This window comes from Streptomyces sp. CA-288835 (genome assembly GCF_050936385.1).
Lineage (GTDB): Bacteria > Actinomycetota > Actinomycetes > Streptomycetales > Streptomycetaceae > Streptomyces.
This window is the reverse complement of sequence record NZ_JBNJMW010000001.1, coordinates 8,276,164-8,295,809: the sequence shown is the minus strand read 5'-3', so window position 1 is coordinate 8,295,809 and position 19,646 is coordinate 8,276,164. Positions and strand designations below refer to the sequence as shown.

The following is a 19,646-nucleotide window of genomic DNA, read 5'->3' as shown; positions in this document are numbered from 1 at the left end:
GCCGGGCGCGACCGCGCGGCCGGAGGTGGTTCCGTATGACCACCCCCGTGCCCATCCTCATGTACCACGCCGTCTCCACCTTGCCCAACGAGGCGACTCGCGCCCTGTCCGTCGCACCGGAGGCATTCGCCGAGCAGATGGCGCTGCTGGACGATCGCGGGTTCACGCCGGTCAACACCGCCCAGCTGGCGGACAGTTGGCGCTCCGGGAGCCCGCTGCCGAAGCGTCCGGTCCTCGTCACCTTCGACGACGGTTACGAGGGCGTGCACCGGCATGCGCTGCCCGTGCTCGCCAAGCACGGCTTCGCGGCCACGCTGTTCGTCTCCACGGGCTGGCTGCGCGGCTCGTACGACTCCGGGGGCGCCCTGGACACGATGCTCGACTGGGACCAGGTGCGCGAACTCGCGGACGCGGACGTCGAGATCGGCGGCCACAGCCATACGCATCCCCAGCTTGACCAGCTCACGGACGAGGCGCTGTGGTTCGAGCTGCTGCGCTGCAAGGAGATCATCGCCGACGAACTCGGCACCCGCCCCGCCTCGTTCGCGTACCCCTACGGCTACTCCAGCCGCCGGGTGCGCCGTACAGTGCGCGAGGCGGGCTTCGCCCAGTCCCTCGCCGTCGGCAACCGCCTGGCGAACCGTCGCCAGGGCCCGTACGCCCTGCAACGCGTCACCGTGCGCCGCACGACCCGCATCGAGGAGTTCGAGCGGCTGGTCGAAGGCCAGGCCATCACCCGTACCTTCGCCAAGGACCATGCCCTCACCAAGGGGTACGCCATGGTCCGCAGAGCACGCCAGATCCGCCGGAAGGCCATCAGTTCCCGTGTCTGACACGACCACAGCCCAGCCCGGCACACCCACGACCGAGGCGCCCGAGAAGCAGCCCGGCCGCCGGCTGCGGCTGCCCGGACTGAGCAGGGGTTCCAAGGGATCCGGAGGCAGCCCGCTGTTCCGGAACGCCTATGCCCTGATGCTCAACACCGGGATCTCCGCCGTCCTCGGCCTCGGTTACTGGCTGGCAGCCGCCCGCTATTACACCGAGGACGCGGTCGGCCAGGGCTCCGCCGCGATCGCCGCGATGAAGCTCCTCGCGGGGTTGACGGCGGTGACGCTGACGGGCGCCCTTGCTCGGTTCATTCCGGTGGCGGGGCGTACGAGCGGCCGCCTGATCTTCCGTACGTACGCGGGCAGTTCACTGGTCGTGGCGCTGGCGGCGGGCGTGTTCCTGCTGACGCTGGGCCTGTGGGGGCCGTCGTATCGCTTCCTGCACGACCCCATGCACGCGCTGGTGTTCGTGCTGGCGGTGGTCGCCTGGTCCGTGCTCACCCTCCAGGACGGGGTGCTGACGGGGCTCCGCAGCGCGATATGGGTGCCGGTGGGCAACACGGTGTTCTCGGCGGTCAAGCTGGTGCTGCTGGTGCTGTTCGCCGCCGCGATCCCCACCATGGGCGTGTTCGTGTCCTGGGTCGCGGCCATCGCGGTGTCCGTGCTGCCCCTGGGCTGGCTGGTGTTCCGGCGGCTGGTGCCACGGCATATGAAGGCGACCGAGGAGCACGCCGAGCCGCCGACGATGAAGGAGATCGGCCGCTTCCTCGCGGGCGACTACACCGGCTCGCTGTTCTCGCTGGCCGTGGTCTACCTCGTCCCGGTGATCGTCGCCGCGCAGGTCAGCTCCGCCGACAACGCGTACTTCTACATCGCGATCACCATCGGCGGCACCGTCAACCTGCTGGCCATCAACATGGGCGCCTCGCTCACCGTCGAGGGCTCGCACGACCCGGCGCGACTCGCCGCGCACACCAGGGCCGCGCTGCTCCGGATGGCGCGGATCATGCTGCCGGTGGGCGCGATCCTGTTCTTCGGGGCGCCGTACGTCCTGGGCGTGTTCGGCCAGGGGTACGCGGACGCGGCGACCCCCTTGCTGCGGTGGTTCGCGGTCGGCGGGGTGCTGCGGGTCGTAATGGAGACCTACTTCGCGGTGCTGCGCGCCCAGAGCCGTACCGCAGGACTCGCGTGGCTGCAGGGCCTGTTGTGCGTGCTGGTGCTCGGCCTCACGGTGATCTTGCTTCCGACCATGAGCCTCACCGGCGCGGGCGTCGCGGAGGTCGCCGCCCTCGCGGTGATCGTGGCGATCGCCTCTCCCAGGCTGTACCGGGTCATCAGGACCGCGCCGGCCGAGGTGCCCGAGGATGCGGCGCCCGACGGCGACCTGGCGGACTTGGGCGCCCGCGAGGTCCCCGCGCCGGCCGTGGGCGAGCCGAAGAAGGGCCGCGGCCCGGCCTGGGCGCAACGGCTCGACCAGGACACCCTGGCGCTCGGCGTACACCTCGACTTCGACCACCAGGAGCGCCGGCCGGACGTACGACCGGGGCCGGGGACGCCGCCCACCGGGACGGCCGTGAAGTGGCCCGTCCCACCGGACCAGCGGCCGGAGCACGGGCCCGACGATGAACCGGAGGACCACCGGCCGACCTGGGCGCTCCGGGCGCCGCTGCAACTGCCCGCGCCGCGCTCGGAGTTGGGGCTGCCGGTCGAGGAACGGGAGCCGGGCAGCGAGACCTCCGTGGGACCGGCCGAGACGAAACCGGAAGCCGAGGCAGAGGCCAAGTCCGAAGGTACGTCCGGAGCAGAACCCGAGTCCAAGTCGGAAGCCACGTCTGAAGCAGGGCCCGACTCCAAGTCCGAAGCCGCCTCCGAAGCAAAGCCCGAGGCCGAGTCGGGGGCAGAGCCCAAGGTCGAGCCGGCGGCCACGTCGGGGGCAGGATCGGAGTCCAAGGCGCCGTCCTCCCCCTCCTCCGCGCTCGTACTCCGGGAACGCGGGACCGGTGCGCCGCCCGAACCGCCACCGGACCCCTCCCCCACCCCCGACCCGTCCTTCCCGTCCCCGTGGGAACGCCTGCGCCCCACCCGCGTAGGCGTCGTCCTCGGCTGTCTGCTGATCGCCGCGCTCATCCTGTACTGGGTGCCGGTGTTCGGCCTCGGCGAGCGCGACCTCGACCGGATGGGCGGGCTCGGCCTGATCTCCATCCTGCCCGTGCCCACCCTGGCGGGGGCCGCCCTGCTGGTCACGGTGTTCGCCTCGCTGCTCTGGCGCAACCAGGAGCACCGAGGGCTGCTCCTGGTCACCCTGCTGGCCACCGTGGTGTCGCTGCACGCGCTGCCCGCGGTGATCGAGACGGAGCCGCGGTTCGCGACGGCCTACCAGCACCTCGGGTTCCTGGAGTACATCGACCGGACCGGCTCGGCCGTGCCCGACCTGGACGCGCGCTGGAGCTGGCCGGGCTTCTTCGCGGCGGCCGCGTTCGTCGCGAAGGCCTGCGGGGTCGACGACCTCACCGAGGTCATCCGCTGGTGGCCGACGGCCATGCAACTCCTCTACCTGGCCCCGATGTTCCTGCTCGTACGCCATATGCGGGCGAGCTGGCGCGCCAAGTGGACCGGTGTGTGGATCTTCGTGCTCAGCGGCTGGGTGGGCCAGGACTACTTCTCACCGCAGGGCTTCACATACCTCCTCTACATCGTCTTCGTGGCGATTCTGCTCGTCTGGTTCCGGGCGCCGCGTGTGCTGTGGACCAAGCGGCGGCCGGGCGAGCTGGAGGTCGAGCCGACCGACCGGCGACAACGGGCCGTACTGCTCATGGTGTTGATCGCCCTGTTCGCGGCGACGGTCCCGTCCCACCAGCTCACCCCGTTCGTGATGCTGGGCGTCCTCGCGGTCCTCGTCGTGGTCGGCCGCTCCGAACTGCGCGGACTGCCCGTCCTGTTCGCCGTGATGGTCGCCGTCTGGGTGGGCTTCCTCGCCGAGCCGTACTGGCGGGGACACTTCGACGAGCTGTTCGGCGGGATCGGCGGCGTCGGCGGCAATGTCTCCTCGTCGGTCTCCGGCCGTATCGAGGGCGGCAGTTCGACCCACCAACTCGTGCTGTACGCGCGCGTGGCGCTCGCCGGCTCGGTGATGGCCCTGGCCTGCTGGGGCTGGTGGCGGCGACGCGACCACAAGTACCGCGAACGCTCGCTGCTCGTCCTCACCTTCGTGCCTTTCCTGGGCTTCGGCATGCAGTCGTACGGCGGCGAAATGGCGCTGCGCGTCTTCATGTTCGCCCTGCCCGGCGCGGCCCTGCTCGCCGCACTCGCCCTCTTCCCGCGCACCGGAGTCACCGCGAAGGAACGCGAGCGCGACCAGTTCAGCCTCGCCCCGCTCGCCGCGCTGATGGCGGGCCTCGTCCTGGTCGGCGGCTTCCTGGTGGCCCGCTGGGGCAACGAGCCCTTCGAGCGGGTCCGTCCGGGCGAGATCGCGGCCATGGAGTACGTATACGAGCACGACAAGCCGACCGCGCGGCTTCTGTGGCTGAGCGACGACCCGGTCAACACCGTGACGCCCGCGATGCCCTGGGGCTCGAAGGACATGGAGCGGGTGGAGTACGTACCGACGCTCGCACCGCCCGATCCGGTACTGGTGTCCGGCCTGGTCAAATCACTCAAGGACGCGGGCCCGAACTCGTACCTCATGATCAACCGCAGCCAGGTGATCTCGCTCCAGATGGACGTGGGCTACTCGGCGAGCTGGGACACCCGGCTCATCCGCAACCTCGACGAACGCAAGGAACTGCGGAAGGTCTACGTCAACAAGGACGCGACCATCTACGCGATGCGTGAGCAGGGGGACGGCAGCGTTCCGAAGGCCGATCCCGGCCCGATCGGTCCCCAAGTGACCTGGACACCGTGGTCGGTCGTGGGCGGACTCGCGGCGATCGCCCTGCTCCTGCTGCTGACGACGCGCGAGGTGGTCCGGGTGGCGGTCCGGCCGAGCGTGCGCCAACTGGAGTGGCTGCAGAGCACCTTCTGGTTCTCACTGCCGCTGCTGGCAGTGCTGCTGGCTTCGCTGGTGCAGCGGTTCCTGACGATGGCGTAGACGGTAGCGGGCGGGCGTGAAGTGGCTCAGCGGGTCAGCCACTTCACCTCGTACGCCCCCAGGTCGAGCCGCTCGCCGTCGACCTCGGTACTGATCTTCCGGTCCAGGGTGTTCACGACGAGGACCGCCTTGTCGTCGGCGAGAACCCGTACGTCCGACGCGCTGCCAGCCGCGACAGACACCTGCTCGTACTTCGTGCCCGGCGGGAACTCCTTGTTGAACCGTGAGACGAGGTCGAGCATCGGCAGGGGCTTACCGCCGTCGGCGCTGTCGGTGGGCGTCCACAGGCAGCCTGCGCAGCCGGAGCCCTTCTCCTTCTCGGGGTTCCAGTAGAAGGCGGAGGTGGTGCCGCCGCGGGCCATCGCGATCATTCCGGAGGCCTGGACGGCGCCGCGGCGCGCCTCGGACCAGTCGTCCCGCTCGTCGTCGGCGTCGGACGGCTCGACGTAGTACTCGGCCCACCACAGCGGCAGATCGCCGGTCCGCTCACGCACCCAGCGGCTGACGGCCGTGAACTTCTCGGTGGCGGCAAACTCGTCGGGCAGCAACTCGTCGTCCTTGGTGTAGCTGGAACCGTCCACGACGACGAAGTCCGCGCCCACCTTGTTCTTGTTCCAGTAGTCGAAGGCGTCGAGCACCCGCTGGTCCATGGCGCCCCACGGACCCTTCAGCGTGCGCGAGGCGTCCTCCGTCTGACGCGGGTCGAGGCTGTCCATCACCAGGTACGGCCCGCCGACCTGGATCTCCTCGTTGACAGCCTTGAGCGCCTTGTAGACCTGGTTGTAGAGCTCGGTGTAGCCCTCGTAGTCCCAGCGGGCCTCGGCGTCGTTCCAGAAGCCCTTGAACTCGTTCCAGACGATGAAGTGGCGTACGTCCGGATAGCGCTTGGCGACGGTCGCGGCGAGCGCGGCGTAGTCGTCGAAGTGCTCGGGCCGCGGGGCGGTCTCCAGGGCCTCCTGGCTCCAATTGGTGTTGTCCGTACCGGACTTGCCGCCCTTCATCCAGTCCGGAGCGCAGCACAGGGTGACCACCGGGGTGCCGCCCGACTCCCGGACGAAGTCGATCCGCCGGTCCATGTCCTCGAAGTCGTAACGCCCCTTGACCGGCTCGGGATTGTCCGCACCCCAGCCCATGATGTGCTGGATCTGCGGCAACGGCTGCTCACCCAGGCGCTCCGCCACCCGCCGCGTGGCGGCGCCGCTGCCCTCGTCGGCGCTGAACTGGGTGTGGGTGAAGCCCCATCCGACGTCCGGCCGCGTCTCCCCGGGAGGAGTGGCGGGCGTGCCGTGCACCTTGTCGCCGTCACGGGTCGTGCCGGCGGCGCTCCCGCCGTCCCCGGGCAACGTGTTGATCAAGGTCAGTACCAGGGCCAGAGCCGCCGCGCCCACACCGAGCAGTGCGGTGAGCCGCCACCGCCGTGCCCCCGAATTCCACCCATGACGTCCCATCAAGGACAACAGTAACGGCGGGGGTAGGCGGTTGGGATGGGTTCGAGTGCACAGGCTGGTAACAGGACGGAGGGGATACACGGAGGTCGACGCACACCGGACACTCGGGGTCCTCCACGGAAACCGGGTGCATAGGACGAGCGCGTGACGGATCATGGCGGCATGTCTGCGAACCCACACGACGCATTGCCGATCAGGCTCAACGTCGACGACAGCGACTCCCCGTCGGATGTCGTCGACGCGCTGTTCCTCGGCCGCTTCGCGACGGGCGAGCAGCCGCACGCGCACGCGGCGAACATCGACCGCGTACGGTCCGGGGCGACGCTGATGCCGCCGGGCGCCAAGGTGTTGCGGTCCGCCCGAGACGACGACCGCAGCGCCACGCTCGCCGAGGGCGACGGCTGGACGGTGCTCATCTCGCGCTGGAACCGCGGCGCGGATGTCACGGTCACCGCGACCAGCGAGGAACTGGCCGCCAAGGTGCTCGGCCAGGCCACGGACGGCGCGGAGGACGAACCCGAGCCGCAGCCGGAGAACGTGACGATGGGCTTCTGGTACGTCTCACCGAGGCGCGGCCCGCACCGTACGACCCGGCAGATCTCGGCGGGTACGTGGGAGGAGATCCGCCCGAACTACACGGCACCGGTCGCCGACGCCATGGACCACCTGATGAAGACGACACCGGAGGACATCGCGGGCCGTCTGCTCCTGCTGCACGGCCCGCCCGGTACGGGCAAGACGTCGGCGTTGCGTACCCTGGCCCGCTCCTGGCGCGACTGGTGCCAGGTCGACTGCGTACTCGACCCGGAACGCCTCTTCTCCGACGTCGGCTATCTGATGGACATCGCGATCGGCGAGGACGACGGCACCGCCAAGGGCCGCTGGCGGCTTCTGCTGCTGGAGGACTGCGACGAACTGATCCGCGGCGAGGCCAAGCACACCGCCGGTCAGGCGCTGTCACGCCTGCTCAACCTCACCGACGGCCTGCTCGGCCAGGGCCGCAACGTCCTGGTCGGCGTGACGACGAACGAGGACCTGGAACGCCTCCACCCCGCCGTCGTCCGCCCCGGCCGCTGCCTGGCCCGCATCGAGGTCGGCCCGCTGACCCACCGCGAGTCGGTGAACTGGCTGGGCACAGAGGAGGGCATCGGCCGCGAGGGGGCGACGCTGGCCGAGCTGTACGCCCTGCGCCGGGGCACGTCGCCGACGTCGGTGCCGGGGGCGCGGGAGGGTGCGGACGCGGGGCTGTATCTGTAGGCCGCGAGGCCGTCGCGCCTGGTGCTTTGATGGGGTTATGACCCTGTTCGTAGGTACGTCCGGCTGGCAGTACAAGGACTGGCGGGGAGTCCTGTACCCGGCCGGGCTGCCTACGCGGCTCTGGCTGGAGGAGTACGCGGGACGGTTCGCCACGGTCGAGATCAACAACGCCTTCTACCGGCTGCCGTCGCGGGAGACCTTCGAGTCCTGGCGGGACCGCACGCCGCCGGACTTCGTCATCGCCGTCAAGGCGAGCCGCTTTCTGACCCACATCAAGCGCCTGCGCGACCCCGAGGAACCGGTACAGCGCCTGATGACCCACGCCGCCGGTCTCGGCGACCGCCTGGGCCCGGTCCTCCTCCAGCTCCCACCCACACTGCGCGCCGACGCCGCGCTCCTCGACACGTGCCTGTCGTGCTTCCCGGCCGACACTCGAGTCGCGGTGGAGCCCCGCCACGACTCCTGGTGGACGCCGGAGGTACGCGCCGTCCTGGAGTCCCGGCACGCCGCCCTCGTCTGGGCGGACGTGCTCTCCCGCCCCGTAACCCCGCTGTGGCGCACAGCGGACTGGGGCTACCTGCGCTTCCATGTGGGCCGCGGCCACCACTGGCCCCACTACGGCCGCCAGTCCCTGGCCACGTGGACCCGCCGCATCGCGGCCACGTGGCGCGACGACCAGCCCGTCTACGTCTACTTCAACAACGACCCCCATGCGGCAGCGGTCCAGGACGCGCTGCTCTTCGCCAGAGTGGCGCGGGCGGCGGGCCTGACGGTAACGCGCACACCGCGCCAGCTGAGCGCCCCGTAGGGGCGCCCGCCAAGGGGTGGGGTGACATGTCGTGTCGCGACTGCGGGTGCGTCGCGGTTGAGCGGTTCTTTCCCCAGCCCCGCCCCTTCCCGAAACTGGGGGCTCCGCCCCCAGGCCCCTCTGCCTCCGGCGGGGTGGGTGAGCGCCTTCGGCGGGTGGTGGGTTTGTTGGGTGGGTGGGGTGCCTACCGGGGTGGTGGGTGACACTGCGTGTCGCGGCTGCGGGTGCGTTGGGGCTGGTCGCGCAGTTCCCCGCGCCCCTGAAAAGCCTGCGACTGCCCGCCCCCTCGACGAGCACGCGAACCGAAACCCCCGCCCGGAAGGCGCCTGCGCCCCGTACCCGCCCGCGGCCCGGAAAGCCCGCCCGGGGGGAGCCCGCACCCCCATGGCCCCGCGGCCGCCCGCGGCGGCAAGGGGACGGGGCGGGGGTGTGCGCCCGCAGCGGCCGGCGCGCCACCCCGAGCACCCTCTACCAGCCAACAGCAACGCGCGCCGGTCCGAGGACGGACACCCCCGACGCGGCCCCGCACCCACCACAAACCCAAGGGGCGCGAGGCTGTCACATATGCGGCTCCGCCGCGTGGGCGCGAGCAACCACACTCAGCCCGCAGCCGCCCCACCGCCGGAGGCACCCCGCCGGGGCTGCGCAACCAGCCACAACGCACCCGCAGGCAGCGACTACCCCTGGTCCCCATAAACCGCCCGCACCGCATCCCGCACAGCCTCAATTGCAGCCCCCTCATCCAGCCCCAGCCGCCGGACGCGCTCGGCGTAAGCTCGAGCAGCGGACGCCGCCCCCCGCTCAGCCGCCGAACCCGCGGACGCGACAAACGTTCCGTTACGGCCCCGCGTTTCAATCACCCCGTCCGACTCGAGCGCCCGATAAGCCTTGGCCACCGTGTTCGCCGCGAGCCCCAGCGATTCGGCCAACCCTCGCACGGTCGGCAACCGATACCCCACCGGCAGCACCCCAGCCCGAGCCTGCTCGGAAATCTGAGAGCGGACCTGTTCAAACGGGGGAACCCCCGCACCGTCATCGATGTCGATCTTCAACGTCACAAGCCGATTGTCCCCCAGCCCGCTCTCCCTCCACCCCACAAAAATCAGAGGCAGCCGAACCCCACCCCCACGTAGCGTCAGCAACATGACAGTGATCGTCCGCGACTTCCGGCCGGGGGACCCGGCAGACGCCGAGGGCTTCGCCCGGATCCGGCAGCTGGCCCTCCCCTTCATGCTCTGCACGGCCGAGTCCATCGCCTACGACGTCGCGCACGCCCACCCGGACGCCCACTTCCGGCCCCTCGTCGCCGAGGAGAACGGCGAACTCATCGGCACAGCCCAGGTGGGCATCGCGTACGACAGCCCCCAGCCCGGCCAGGGCTACCTGAACGTGTACGTGCACCCGAACCACGAGCGCCGAGGCGCAGGCTCCCTGCTCGTGCGCACGGCAGAGGAGCACCTGGCCGCCCTCGACGCGACGAAGCTCTTCTCCTTCGTCACGGACACCCCCGCGAACCGCGCTTTCGCGGAGAAGCACGGCTACCGCGCAAGCCGCTCGGCGCACTTCCTGCGCCTCGACCTGGCGCACGCCACACTGCCGCCCCGCCAACCGCTCCCCCCGGACGTCGAACTCCGCACGGGCGCGGACTTCGCCGACGACCCACGCCCCCTCTTCGCCCTGGACGCCGAAACACTGGCGGACGAGCCGAGCGACATCGGCCACGAGTTCACAGACTACGAGGCCTGGCTCCGCGAAACCTGGCATCACCCCCTGCTCAGCCACGAGCTGACCTCGGTCGCCGTCGTCGACGGCCGCCCCGCCGCCTTCAGCGCGGCCCGCACCGACGGCGGCACCCGGTACGGCACCGTGATGACCGGCACCGCCCGCGCCCACAGAGGCCGCGGCCTCGCCAAGCTCGCCAAGAACGACTCCCTGCACCGCGCCCGAGCCGCCGGCTTCACAGAGGCGTTCACGGGCAACGACACCGGCAACGGCCCGATGCTCGCGATCAACAAGTGGTTCGGCTACGAAATCTGCGCCACGGAGGTGCATCATGTCCGCGAACTCGGCTGATTCCACCGGCCAGTTGGACATCGTCCTGGTCAAGGGCGGCCGCACAAAGATCCGGTACCCCGCCGAACTGCTCGCCGACGACGGCACAAGGATCACCGTCCGCGCCTCCTGGGCCGGCGACGTCGCCCGCGACTTCGGCTTCGTGCGGTTCGAGTCCGGCGACATCTTCACCGAGTACTACTGGCGCGACCGCTGGTACGCGGTGAAGGAGGTCCGCGACTCCACAGGCACCCTCAAGGGCTGGTACACCGACATCACCCGCCCGGCCGTCCTCTCCGGCACCGAACTAGTCGTAGAGGACCTCGACCTGGACCTCTGGCGCTCCGCGGACGGCAGAACCGTACTCCGCCTGGACGAGGACGAATTCGCGGCGAGCGGTCTACCCCAGACCGACCCCGACGCCGCGTCCGCCGCCATGTCCGCCCTTGACGAGCTGGAACTCCTCGCCCGCGAGGGCGACTTCGAGGCACTCCTGTCTTGACCGGCGCCAGCGACAACGCAGATCAACGCAGATCTCAGACCTCCCCCACCACCGCATACCGCTCGTCCTCCACCTCCCGCCCCCACAACAACGCCTCCTCCGACAGCCGCTCCACCCGCACATCCCGCATCAGCGGCGTCAGCAGCGCGGTGAGCCGGTCGGCGGATATCCCTACCGGACCCACCGGGCCCACCGTTCTCCACAACCCCTCTATCAACACGAGCCGCCCGCCAGGGCGCAGCAACCCGCGCCAGTTCCGCAAAGCACGCTCGGGATCGGGCAACGCCCACAGCACATGCCGTACGAGCACGACGTCGAACCGCTGCTCGCCGACCGGCGGAGCCGCCGCGTCGCCGACGAGGAAGACCGCGTCGCGGCCGGCCAGCTTGGCGCGGGCGAGGTCGACCATGCGGGGCGAGAGGTCGACGCCGGTGACCCGGTGGCGCTGTTCGGAGGCGAGGAGGGACAGGCTGCCGGTGCCGCAGCCGAGATCCAGTACGTCGGACGGGCCGCGGGGCAGCCAGCCTCGGAGCCGGGCCGCCCAGGCCTCGCGCACGGCGGGGTCGCGTAGCCCGTGGTCGGGCTCGTCGTCGAAGGTGGTGGACTCGGCGTCCCAGTCGACGTCGGTCCATGTCTCGCGCTCACTGTTGGTCGCCATGTGCCCAGAGTGACACCCGGCACTGACAACGCCGGGGCCGAGCGTGACGACCGCCACTGAAACCGCAGGCCAGGGCGTGACCGCCGCCACAGACAGGCGGCCCCCGATGAGTCACGCTCCCGGGAACGGTCTACCCATACAACCGCGATACCCGGTAGACCCAAGGAGGCAGTCATGCGTCGTGTGACCCTGCAGAAGCCCCTCAGGAAGTCGGACTCCCGCCGTGTCCGGGACGAGGCCGACGAGCGCCCCGCCGAGCGCCCAGAAGTCCGTAAAGACATCCAACGCACCTGGTGGCCGGACGGCTGACCCACCCGGCCACCAGGTATCCAAGGCTGAAGCAGCCCTGAGAACCGGCTGAGAACTCTCAGGGCGCCAGCCGCTTGCGGTAGTGGAGCCGGTCGTGCGGCCCTTCCACGCGACCTTCCATGAGCTCGTAGCCGTATCTCGGGTACAGCTTCTGGTTCTCCCACATCATCGCGTTCGTATAGAGCCTGACTTCGTCAAGCCCCAGCGCACGCGCGCGTGCGTCCACGAACGCGAGCAGCCGCCGCCCGATGCCCTGCCCGTGGGCATCGGGGTGGACGGCGATGGTGTCGAGGTACAGATGGTCCTCGTGGGCCTCCAGAACCAGGAGGCCCACGACCGGATCCCCGGTGACGTACACCCGCCCCGCCGCGATGTTCGCCGCGTGGTCCGCCTCCATCGGCACGGGCACCAGCCCGATGCGCTCGATGTAGGGCCGGAACGCCGCGTCGATCACGGCCTTCACGGCGGGCTCGTCACCGGCTTCGGCGAGGCGGATGTCGTCAGTCGTGCCTGCGGTCATAGCTACGTCATACCTGCGGTCGCCGGCCGGTCACACCCCGGACGGAGTCTCGGTCTTGTCGTCAGAGGTCAGTGCTTTCCCCTCGGACGCCTCGGACGCCTCGAGCGACCTGTTGCGGCGGACGGACGAGAGGAAGGATGCCGCGATCAGGAAGACACCCACCAGACCGGTGATGATCTCGCTGATCTGGTGCTGGATGGTGATGAGCAGGATCGTGGCGAGGGCGCCGATGGCGTAGTGGGCGCCGTGCTCCAGGTAAACGTAGTCGTCCAGGGTGCCTTGGCGGACCAGGTAGACCGTCAGTGAGCGGACGTACATGGCGCCGATGCCGAGGCCGAGCGCCATCCAGAAGATGTGGTTGGTGATGGCGAAGGCGCCGATCACGCCGTCGAAGGAGAAGGACGCGTCCAGGACCTCGAGGTACAGGAAGAGGAAGAACGCGGCCTTGCCTGCGAGACCGACCGCCGAAACCGGCTTGCCCTCGGCTCTCGCCTTCTCCTCTTCCTCGTGTTCGTGCTCCTCTTCTTCTTCGAGCTTGTCCTCGAAGTATCCGGACAGGCCGCCCACGACCAGATAGGTGATCAGCCCGGCGACGCCGGAGAGCAGTACCGTGGCCGCCTTGTCCGCATGGCCCGTGCTGACATGCGCGTGGGTGGCGAAGGTCATCGCGGTCACCAGCAGAACGATGAGTGCGACGCAGGCCGACAGCATGTCGATCTTGCCGAGCTTGGCGAGCGGGCGTTCCAGCCAGGCGAGCCACTTGATGTCACGGTCCTCGAAGACGAAGTCGAGGAAGATCATCAGCAGGAACATGCCGCCGAAGGCCGCGATGGCCGGGTGAGCGTCGGTGACCAGGTCCTCGTATCGGCCTGGATCCTCGATGGCGAGCTGCACCGCCTCGATGGGGCCGACCTTGGCGCTGATGGCGACGATCACGACCGGGAAGACCAGCCGCATACCGAACACCGCGACCAGGATGCCGATGGTGAGGAAGATCCGCTGCCAGAAGGCATTCATCTTCTTCAGGATTCCGGCGTTGACGACCGCGTTGTCGAAGGACAGTGAGATCTCGAGGATCGACAGGATCAGTACGATCCCGAAGGCCTCCCAGCCCCACTGCCACGCGGCGAAGGCAAGGCCGCCCGCCGTGACGGCGAACGACCAGCCGAACGTCCTCAGGATCATCTACTGCGCCGCCTTCACCGCGAGGACCGGACACTCGGCGCCCAGCAGGATCTGCTGCGCCTGGGAGCCCATGATCAGCTTGCCGACCGCGCTGCGCCGCCGGAGACCGATCACCACGAGGGACACATCGGCCTGCTCCGCCAGTTCGATGATCTCGTCGGCGGCGTCGCCTGCGCCGAGCAGCTGGCGGATGTCGAACTCGATCCCCAGCGCGGCCAGGTCCTCGCGGACATGGGCCAGATCCGGCGCCTGCGCGAAGCGCGGGTCCACCAGGGCGTCACCCCGCGAGGTGTTCACCACCAACAGCTTCTCGCCGCGCAGGCGGGCCTCGTCGATCCCCGCGCGCAGCGCGGCCTCACCCTCAGGTGAGGGTACGTATCCGACCAGTACGGTCATGTCTGCTCTTCCTCCCGGGCACTCTCAGGGCTCTCAGGGCTCTCAGGCATTTCGCTCACGCAAGGGACGTACGACGAACCTCCGGATCAGCGGCCAGGCGAGCACCAGCAGGATCGCCGCGTAGACCACGTAGGACACCGGTCCGCCCACCAGCCCGGACAGTTCGCCGCCCGACAGTTGCAGGGAGCGCCGTCCCTGCAGCTCGGCTCGCGGGCCGAGGATGACGCCGACGATCACCGGCAGCACCGGCAGGCCGAACCGCCGCATCGCGAACCCGAGGAGCCCCAGCGCCAGCAGCACGAACAAGTCCAGGGGCTGAGCGTTGACGGCGTACGCACCCATCGACGCGAAGAACAGGATTCCCGCGTACAGATAGGGGCGCGGAATCTGCAGCAGCTTCGCCCAGGCGGGCGCGAGCGGCAGGTTCAGCAGGAGCAGGAGCAGATTGCCGATGAACAGGCTGGCGATCAGCACCCAGACGAGGCTCGCCTCACGGTCGAACAGCAGCGGCCCGGGCTGGATGCCGTACCCCTGGAACGCCGCGAGCATGACCGCGGCGGTCGCGTTCGTCGGCAGCCCGAGGGCCAGCATCGGGACCAGGGTGCCCGCCGCGGAGGCGTTGTTCGCCGCCTCCGGACCGGCCACGCCCTCGATCGCGCCCTTGCCGAACTCCTCGGGGTGCTTGGTCAGCCGCTTCTCCGTCGCGTACGACAGGAAGGTCGGGATCTCCGCACCGCCGGCCGGAAGCGCACCGAACGGGAAACCGTACGCCGTGCCCCGCAGCCAGGGCTTCCACGACCGCTTCCAGTCCTTCTTGCCCATCCACGGCCTGCCGACCGGGATGATCTCGGCGGGCCTGCGCCGCAGATGCGCGGCCACCCACAGCGCCTCGCCGACGGCGAAGATACCGACGGCCACGACGACCACGTCGATCCCGTCCGCGAGTTGGGGGATGCCCAGGGTGAGCCGTTGCTGCCCGGACACCGCGTCGATGCCGACCATGCCGATGGTCAGGCCCAGCAGCAGCGAGATCAGGCCCCGGACGCGGGACGAGCCCAGCACCGACGTGACCGCGATGAACGAGAGCAGCATCAGGGCGAAGTAGTCCGGCGCGCCCAGACTGACCGCGAAGTCCACCACGATCGGTGTGACCAGGACCAGCAGCAGGGTGCCGATCGTGCCCGCCACGAAGGAACCGATCGCGGCGGTGGCGAGCGCCTGCGCAGCCCGGCCGGCCTTGGCCATCTTGTTGCCCTCGATGGCCGTCACCACCGAGGACGACTCGCCGGGGGTGTTCAGCAGGATGGAGGTGGTCGAGCCGCCGTACATGCCGCCGTAGAAGATGCCCGCGAACATGATGAACGCCTGCACCGGCTCCATGCCGTAGGTGATCGGCAGCAGCAGGGCCACCGTCATCGCCGGGCCGATGCCCGGCAGTACGCCCACAGCGGTGCCGACGAGGACGCCGATCAGCGCCAGCAGCAGGTTCATCGGATCCATGACGTCCGCGAAGCCCTGCATGAGGTTGTTCAGGTTGTCCATCACAGGATCCCTTGCAGCACACCGGCCGGGAGGTTGACGCCGAGCCCGATCGCGAAGGCGTAGAACGTGGTGAGCGACAGCGTCACCGCGATCAGCAGATTGCGGACGTAGTGCCGGTTCCCGAGGGCGAAGGCGGTGCCCCAGAAGAGCAGCGTGCCGCTGATCACCCAGCCGAGCGGTTCGATCAGCACCGCGTTCACCACAAAAGCGGCGATCAGCATCAGTACGGTGCGCCAGTCGCTGCCCGTGGTCAGGTCGACGTCCTCGCCGGCCTCCGGCTCACCGTGGCCGCCCCGGGCCACGTCGACCGCGTACACCACCGCGACCACCAGGAGCAGCACACCCAGGAGCACCGGCACCGTGCGCGGTCCGACCGGGTCGGTGCTGCTGGTGACGTGCGCTATCCCGAGCCCGTCCACGATGACGGCCGTGCCCAGCAGGGCGAGGAACGCGCACACTCCGTACTGTGCGCGGTCCCCACCCCGGGGCGGACGGGTGTCCTCCGCCGTCCGTTCGTTCAGCTCGGAACTCATGCCAGGCCGAGCTCTGCCAGCAGGTCGGCGACGGCCTTGTCCTGCTCCTTCAGGTAGGTGCCGAACTCGTCGCCGGTGGCGAAGGCGTCCGTCCAGCCGCGCTTGGTCAGCTCGTCCTGCCACTGCTTGGAGTCGTGCATCTTGGTCAGGGCGTCGGTCCAGGTCTTCTTCTGCTCGTCGGTGATCCCCGGAGGGGCGACGATGCCGCGCCAGTTGGTGAAGACCAGGTCGATCCCGGAGTCCTTGAGGGTGGGCGCGTCCTTCACCGCGTCGATCGGCTTCTCGCTGGTCACCGCCAGCACCCGCACCTGTCCGGCCTCGATCTGGTCGAGGAACTCGCCGAATCCGCTGGCGCCGAAGGCGACCTTGTTGCCGAGGATGGCGGGCAGCAGCTCACCGCCGCCGTCGTACCCGACGTAGTTGACCTTCTTCGGCTCGATGCCGACGGTCTTCGCCAGCTGCATCGGCAGCAGATGGTCAGGGCCGCCGGGCGAGGAGCCGCCACCCACGGGCACCTTCTTGGGGTCCTTCTTCCACGCGGTGACCAGGTCGTCGATCGTCTTGTACGGGGAGTCCTTCGACACGACGATCGCGCCGGCCTCCTCGATCAGCCTGGCGAGCGGCGTGGTGTCGGTCAGCCCCGCCTCCGACTTCGAGGTGTACGCGGCACCGACGACCCCCAGCCCCATCTGCATGGCCAGCTTGCCGTTGCCCTTCTCGTTCACCAGGCGCTGCAGGCCCACGGTGCCGCCGGCGCCGGGCAGGTTGTACACCTGGGTACTGGACGCCGCTTTGGAGTCCTGCATCACCTGGGAGACGGTCCGGGCGGTGACGTCGTAGCCACTGCCCGGGGTGTTCGGCACCATGAGGCGCAGGCCGGTTGCGGGCTTGTCGGCGGCGCCCGCACTCCCCGATTCCTCCTTGTCCGCGGTGGCACCGCAGGCACTGGCAGCGAGCATCGACACGGTGGCAAGAGCGCCGAGAAGTGCGGCTCTGCGAGTTCTCATGGCTCATCTCTTTCGCTTGGGCGGGTCCGGCGCCATGATTGTGCGGTTCCTCGGACACCCCGTCTCCCTTGTGTGAGCATTGAAGGTTGAGTTCATAGTGGTCGTGACGTCCCGCCGCCATACGCTCGCCGGTGAGCTGCTGGTATTGCAGCTCGTCGGCGTCGTGGTCGTGCTCGTCGCGGTCGCCGCCGTCTCGCTGGCGCAGTCGAAGGCGACGTTCGACCGGGTCGAGGGCCGCCGGGTGACCGCCCTCGCCGAGGAGTTGGCCGGAAACCCACTCATGCGCAGCCAGCTCGTCCGTCCCGCACCCGCCGAGACCCTCGCACCGCTGCTCCAGACCAAGCTCACCCCGGCGAACGTCACTTCCGTCACGGTCGCCGACGCCCACGGCCGGATCGTCGCGGCCACCAATCCCACGCTGGTGGGGACGCGGCTGCCGGTCGACGGGCCGAGCGTGGCGCAGGCGCGCGGCTGGTCGGGGGAACTGCCGGTGGACGGGGTCCGCGAGCTGGTGGCCCAGGTCCCGGTGCTCGGCGAGAGAAAGCCCGACGTCGGCGTGCATCTCGGCACGGTCATGGTCGGACGGGCGTCACCGACGGTATGGCAGCGGCTCGGCGGCGCCTCGTCGTATCTGCTGACCTACCTCGGCATCGCGAGCGTGCTCGGGGTGGCCGGGTCCTGGCTGCTGGCCCGGCGGATCAAGCGCCAGACCCTCGGCCTCGAACCCCGCGAGATCGCCGGTCTCGCCGAGCACCGCGAGGCGATGCTGTTCGGTATCGCCGAGGGCGTGGTCGCGCTCGACCCGCAGCTACGGATCACCCTGGTCAACGAGGTCGGCCGCAGACTGCTCGAACTTCCCGAGGACTGCGTCGGAATGAGCCTGGGCGATCTCGGGATCGCGGGCAGGCTGTACGACGTACTGGCCGGGACCGGCGGTGAGCACGGAGCCGACCACAGTCAAGCCGGTGAGCACGGCGCCGAACACGCCACCGAGCGGCGCGACGAGGTGGTCGTACGCCGCGGCCGGGTGCTGGTGATGAACCGGATGGACGTCACCAAGGACGGCCGCCGGCTGGGCTCGGTGACTACCCTTCGGGACCGTACGGAGCTGGCCCAGCTCGAACGCGAACTGGGCTCGTTCCGCAGCAGCACCGAACTGCTGCGTGCGCAGGCCCACGAGTTCTCCAACCAGCTGCACACCATCTCCGGACTCATCCAGATCGGCGAGCACGACGAGGTCGTACGTTATGTCCGTGCCCTGCGGAAGCACCGTGAGTCGCTCGATCTGACCCTCACCAGCCGGGTCCGCGACCGGGCCGTCGCCGCACTGCTCATGGCCAAGTCCGCGCTCGCGGCGGAGCGCAAGGTCAGGCTGCGGATCTCGGAGCGCACGGCGCTGGAGAGGCTGGAGCCGATGGACGCCGCGGATGTGGCGACGGTGCTCGGCAATCTCGTCGACAACGCCCTCGACGCGGCCGCGGCCGCGGCCTCGGGCCACGAGGACGACGCCTGGGTGGAGGTCGAGCTGCGCCAGGACGCCTCGAGCGTGGAGATCGTGGTACGCGACTCGGGCCCCGGCGTGGCTCCCGAGCTCGCGCAGGAGGTGTTCTCCCACGGCTTCACCACGAAGGCCGCACAGGGCGGCGACCGGGGTATCGGTCTGGCGCTCACCCGGCTGGTCTGCACGCGCAGAGGTGGCGAGGTGTCGGTGGCCAATACAGAGCCGGGCGCCATGTTCACGGCCCGGATGTCCGTGGGGCAGTTGACCGATCGCGAGACGGAGGGAGTCCGGTGATCGACGTACTGGTTGTCGAGGACGATTTCATGGTGGCGCGGATCCACCGCGGATTCGTCGACGGTGTCGAGGGCTTCCGTGTGGTCGGAACGGTGAACTGCGGGGAGCAGGCGCTCACCGCCGTCGCCGAGTTGCAGCCCGACCTGGTTCTGCTCGATCTCTATCTGCCCGACATGTTCGGTCTGGATGTCATTCCCCGGCTGCGGACGGCGGGCCATGACTGCGATGTGCTGGTGATCAGCGCCGCCCGCGAGGCAGAGGCCGTCCGGGGCGCCGTACGCCAGGGCGTGGTCGACTACCTGCTGAAACCGTTCGACGCCGCCGACCTCAAGGAACGACTGGAACGTTACAGCGCCCGGCGCGGCAATCTGCACGCCGCCGTGGTCACCGGGCAGGCGGACGTGGACCGGGCACTGGGCCGGGTGGCGGCGCCGGCCAAGACGCCCACGCTGCCGAAGGGGATGAGCGTGGAGACCGCGGAACTGGTCGAACGCGCACTACGCACAGCCGAAGGAACCCTGTCCGCGGCCGAGTGCGCGACCCGGGTCGGCATCTCCCGTGTCAGCGCGCGCCGCTACCTCGAGTACCTCACCGTCACAGACCGGGCCGAGGTGTCGCTGCGCTACGGACATACGGGCCGGCCCGAGCGCCGCTACCAATGGCAGGCGTAGGGCCCGTGTCGAAGGTGGCGCCCGCCGGGCGACGCCACCTTCAGCACAA

18 protein-coding genes are annotated in these 19,646 nt (G+C 69.8%); 9 read left to right on the top strand and 9 right to left on the bottom strand.

Annotated elements, in window-relative coordinates; genetic code table 11:
* Window positions 1–35 precede the first annotated feature (35 nt).
* A complete protein-coding gene (locus ACQEVY_RS37510; protein WP_432954078.1) occupies window positions 36–833 on the top strand; it encodes a polysaccharide deacetylase family protein in 798 nt (265 codons plus the stop codon).
* The gene (locus ACQEVY_RS37505; RefSeq protein WP_432954077.1) at window positions 826–4,914 is read left to right on the top strand and encodes a lipopolysaccharide biosynthesis protein; all 4,089 of its coding nucleotides are present in this window, start codon (window positions 826–828) and stop codon (window positions 4,912–4,914) included. The genes ACQEVY_RS37510 and ACQEVY_RS37505 overlap by 8 nt, the downstream gene beginning before the upstream one ends.
* A 26-nt stretch (window positions 4,915–4,940) precedes the next feature.
* Here the strand turns inward: ACQEVY_RS37505 and ACQEVY_RS37500 are convergent, their stop codons facing one another.
* The gene (locus tag ACQEVY_RS37500; protein WP_432954075.1) at window positions 4,941–6,362 is read right to left on the bottom strand and encodes a GH39 family glycosyl hydrolase; all 1,422 of its coding nucleotides are present in this window, start codon (window positions 6,360–6,362) and stop codon (window positions 4,941–4,943) included.
* A gap of 162 nt (window positions 6,363–6,524) precedes the next feature.
* On the opposite strand from ACQEVY_RS37500, the gene ACQEVY_RS37495 reads away from it, so the two are divergent.
* Complete coding sequence (locus ACQEVY_RS37495) at window positions 6,525–7,619, top strand: DUF5925 domain-containing protein (RefSeq protein ID WP_328772690.1); 1,095 nt, start codon at window positions 6,525–6,527, stop codon at window positions 7,617–7,619.
* Window positions 7,620–7,656: 37 nt separating this feature from the next.
* A complete protein-coding gene (locus tag ACQEVY_RS37490) occupies window positions 7,657–8,427 on the top strand; it encodes a DUF72 domain-containing protein (RefSeq protein ID WP_432954072.1) in 771 nt (256 codons plus the stop codon).
* A 677-nt stretch (window positions 8,428–9,104) separates the two neighbouring features.
* Here the strand turns inward: ACQEVY_RS37490 and ACQEVY_RS37485 are convergent.
* Complete coding sequence (locus ACQEVY_RS37485) at window positions 9,105–9,485, bottom strand: GntR family transcriptional regulator (protein WP_432954070.1); 381 nt, start codon at window positions 9,483–9,485, stop codon at window positions 9,105–9,107.
* A gap of 85 nt (window positions 9,486–9,570) precedes the next feature.
* Here ACQEVY_RS37485 and ACQEVY_RS37480 point away from each other — a divergent pair, with 85 nt between their 5' ends.
* The gene (locus tag ACQEVY_RS37480) at window positions 9,571–10,500 is read left to right on the top strand and encodes an N-acetyltransferase family protein (RefSeq protein WP_432954068.1); all 930 of its coding nucleotides are present in this window, start codon (window positions 9,571–9,573) and stop codon (window positions 10,498–10,500) included.
* Window positions 10,481–10,981 carry a DUF402 domain-containing protein gene (locus tag ACQEVY_RS37475; RefSeq protein ID WP_432954066.1) on the top strand — a complete coding sequence of 167 codons (501 nt, stop codon included), beginning with the start codon at window positions 10,481–10,483 and terminating at the stop codon, window positions 10,979–10,981. Before ACQEVY_RS37480 ends, ACQEVY_RS37475 begins: the two co-directional genes overlap by 20 nt.
* Window positions 10,982–11,015: 34 nt before the next feature.
* Here the strand turns inward: ACQEVY_RS37475 and ACQEVY_RS37470 are convergent, their stop codons facing one another.
* The gene (locus tag ACQEVY_RS37470) at window positions 11,016–11,639 is read right to left on the bottom strand and encodes a class I SAM-dependent methyltransferase (protein WP_432954064.1); all 624 of its coding nucleotides are present in this window, start codon (window positions 11,637–11,639) and stop codon (window positions 11,016–11,018) included.
* Window positions 11,640–11,813: 174 nt separating this feature from the next.
* Between ACQEVY_RS37470 and ACQEVY_RS37465 the strand changes: the two genes are divergently transcribed.
* On the top strand, window positions 11,814–11,948 hold the full coding sequence (locus ACQEVY_RS37465) for a hypothetical protein (protein ID WP_432954062.1): 135 nt from the start codon (window positions 11,814–11,816) through the stop codon (window positions 11,946–11,948).
* Between the two features lie 58 nt (window positions 11,949–12,006).
* Here ACQEVY_RS37465 and ACQEVY_RS37460 read toward each other — a convergent pair whose 3' ends face one another.
* From ACQEVY_RS37460 to ACQEVY_RS37435, 6 genes are read right to left on the bottom strand one after another with little or no spacing between them, the layout of a single operon-like run.
* Window positions 12,007–12,468, bottom strand: coding sequence for a GNAT family N-acetyltransferase (locus tag ACQEVY_RS37460; protein WP_432954060.1), 462 nt, complete (start codon window positions 12,466–12,468; stop codon window positions 12,007–12,009).
* 30 nt (window positions 12,469–12,498) lie between these two features.
* The gene (locus ACQEVY_RS37455) at window positions 12,499–13,653 is read right to left on the bottom strand and encodes a DUF475 domain-containing protein (RefSeq protein WP_432954059.1); all 1,155 of its coding nucleotides are present in this window, start codon (window positions 13,651–13,653) and stop codon (window positions 12,499–12,501) included.
* The gene (locus ACQEVY_RS37450; RefSeq protein WP_328772682.1) at window positions 13,654–14,049 is read right to left on the bottom strand and encodes a universal stress protein; all 396 of its coding nucleotides are present in this window, start codon (window positions 14,047–14,049) and stop codon (window positions 13,654–13,656) included.
* A 42-nt stretch (window positions 14,050–14,091) separates the two neighbouring features.
* On the bottom strand, window positions 14,092–15,591 hold the full coding sequence (locus ACQEVY_RS37445; protein WP_432954057.1) for a tripartite tricarboxylate transporter permease: 1,500 nt from the start codon (window positions 15,589–15,591) through the stop codon (window positions 14,092–14,094).
* Window positions 15,591–16,124 carry a tripartite tricarboxylate transporter TctB family protein gene (locus ACQEVY_RS37440; RefSeq protein WP_432954055.1) on the bottom strand — a complete coding sequence of 178 codons (534 nt, stop codon included), beginning with the start codon at window positions 16,122–16,124 and terminating at the stop codon, window positions 15,591–15,593. The genes ACQEVY_RS37445 and ACQEVY_RS37440 overlap by 1 nt, the downstream gene beginning before the upstream one ends.
* Window positions 16,121–17,131, bottom strand: a complete 1,011-nt coding sequence (locus ACQEVY_RS37435; protein ID WP_432954053.1) for a Bug family tripartite tricarboxylate transporter substrate binding protein — start codon at window positions 17,129–17,131, stop codon at window positions 16,121–16,123. The genes ACQEVY_RS37440 and ACQEVY_RS37435 overlap by 4 nt, the downstream gene beginning before the upstream one ends.
* A 97-nt stretch (window positions 17,132–17,228) precedes the next feature.
* On the opposite strand from ACQEVY_RS37435, the gene ACQEVY_RS37430 reads away from it, so the two are divergent.
* Both ACQEVY_RS37430 and ACQEVY_RS37425 read left to right on the top strand, forming a co-directional pair.
* Window positions 17,229–18,926 (top strand): ATP-binding protein, encoded by a 1,698-nt coding sequence (locus ACQEVY_RS37430; protein ID WP_432954052.1) that lies wholly within the window; start codon window positions 17,229–17,231, stop codon window positions 18,924–18,926.
* Entirely contained in the window at window positions 18,923–19,597 is a 675-nt protein-coding gene (locus ACQEVY_RS37425) for a response regulator (RefSeq protein WP_432954050.1), read from the top strand. The genes ACQEVY_RS37430 and ACQEVY_RS37425 overlap by 4 nt, the downstream gene beginning before the upstream one ends.
* Window positions 19,598–19,646: the final 49 nt, after the last annotated feature.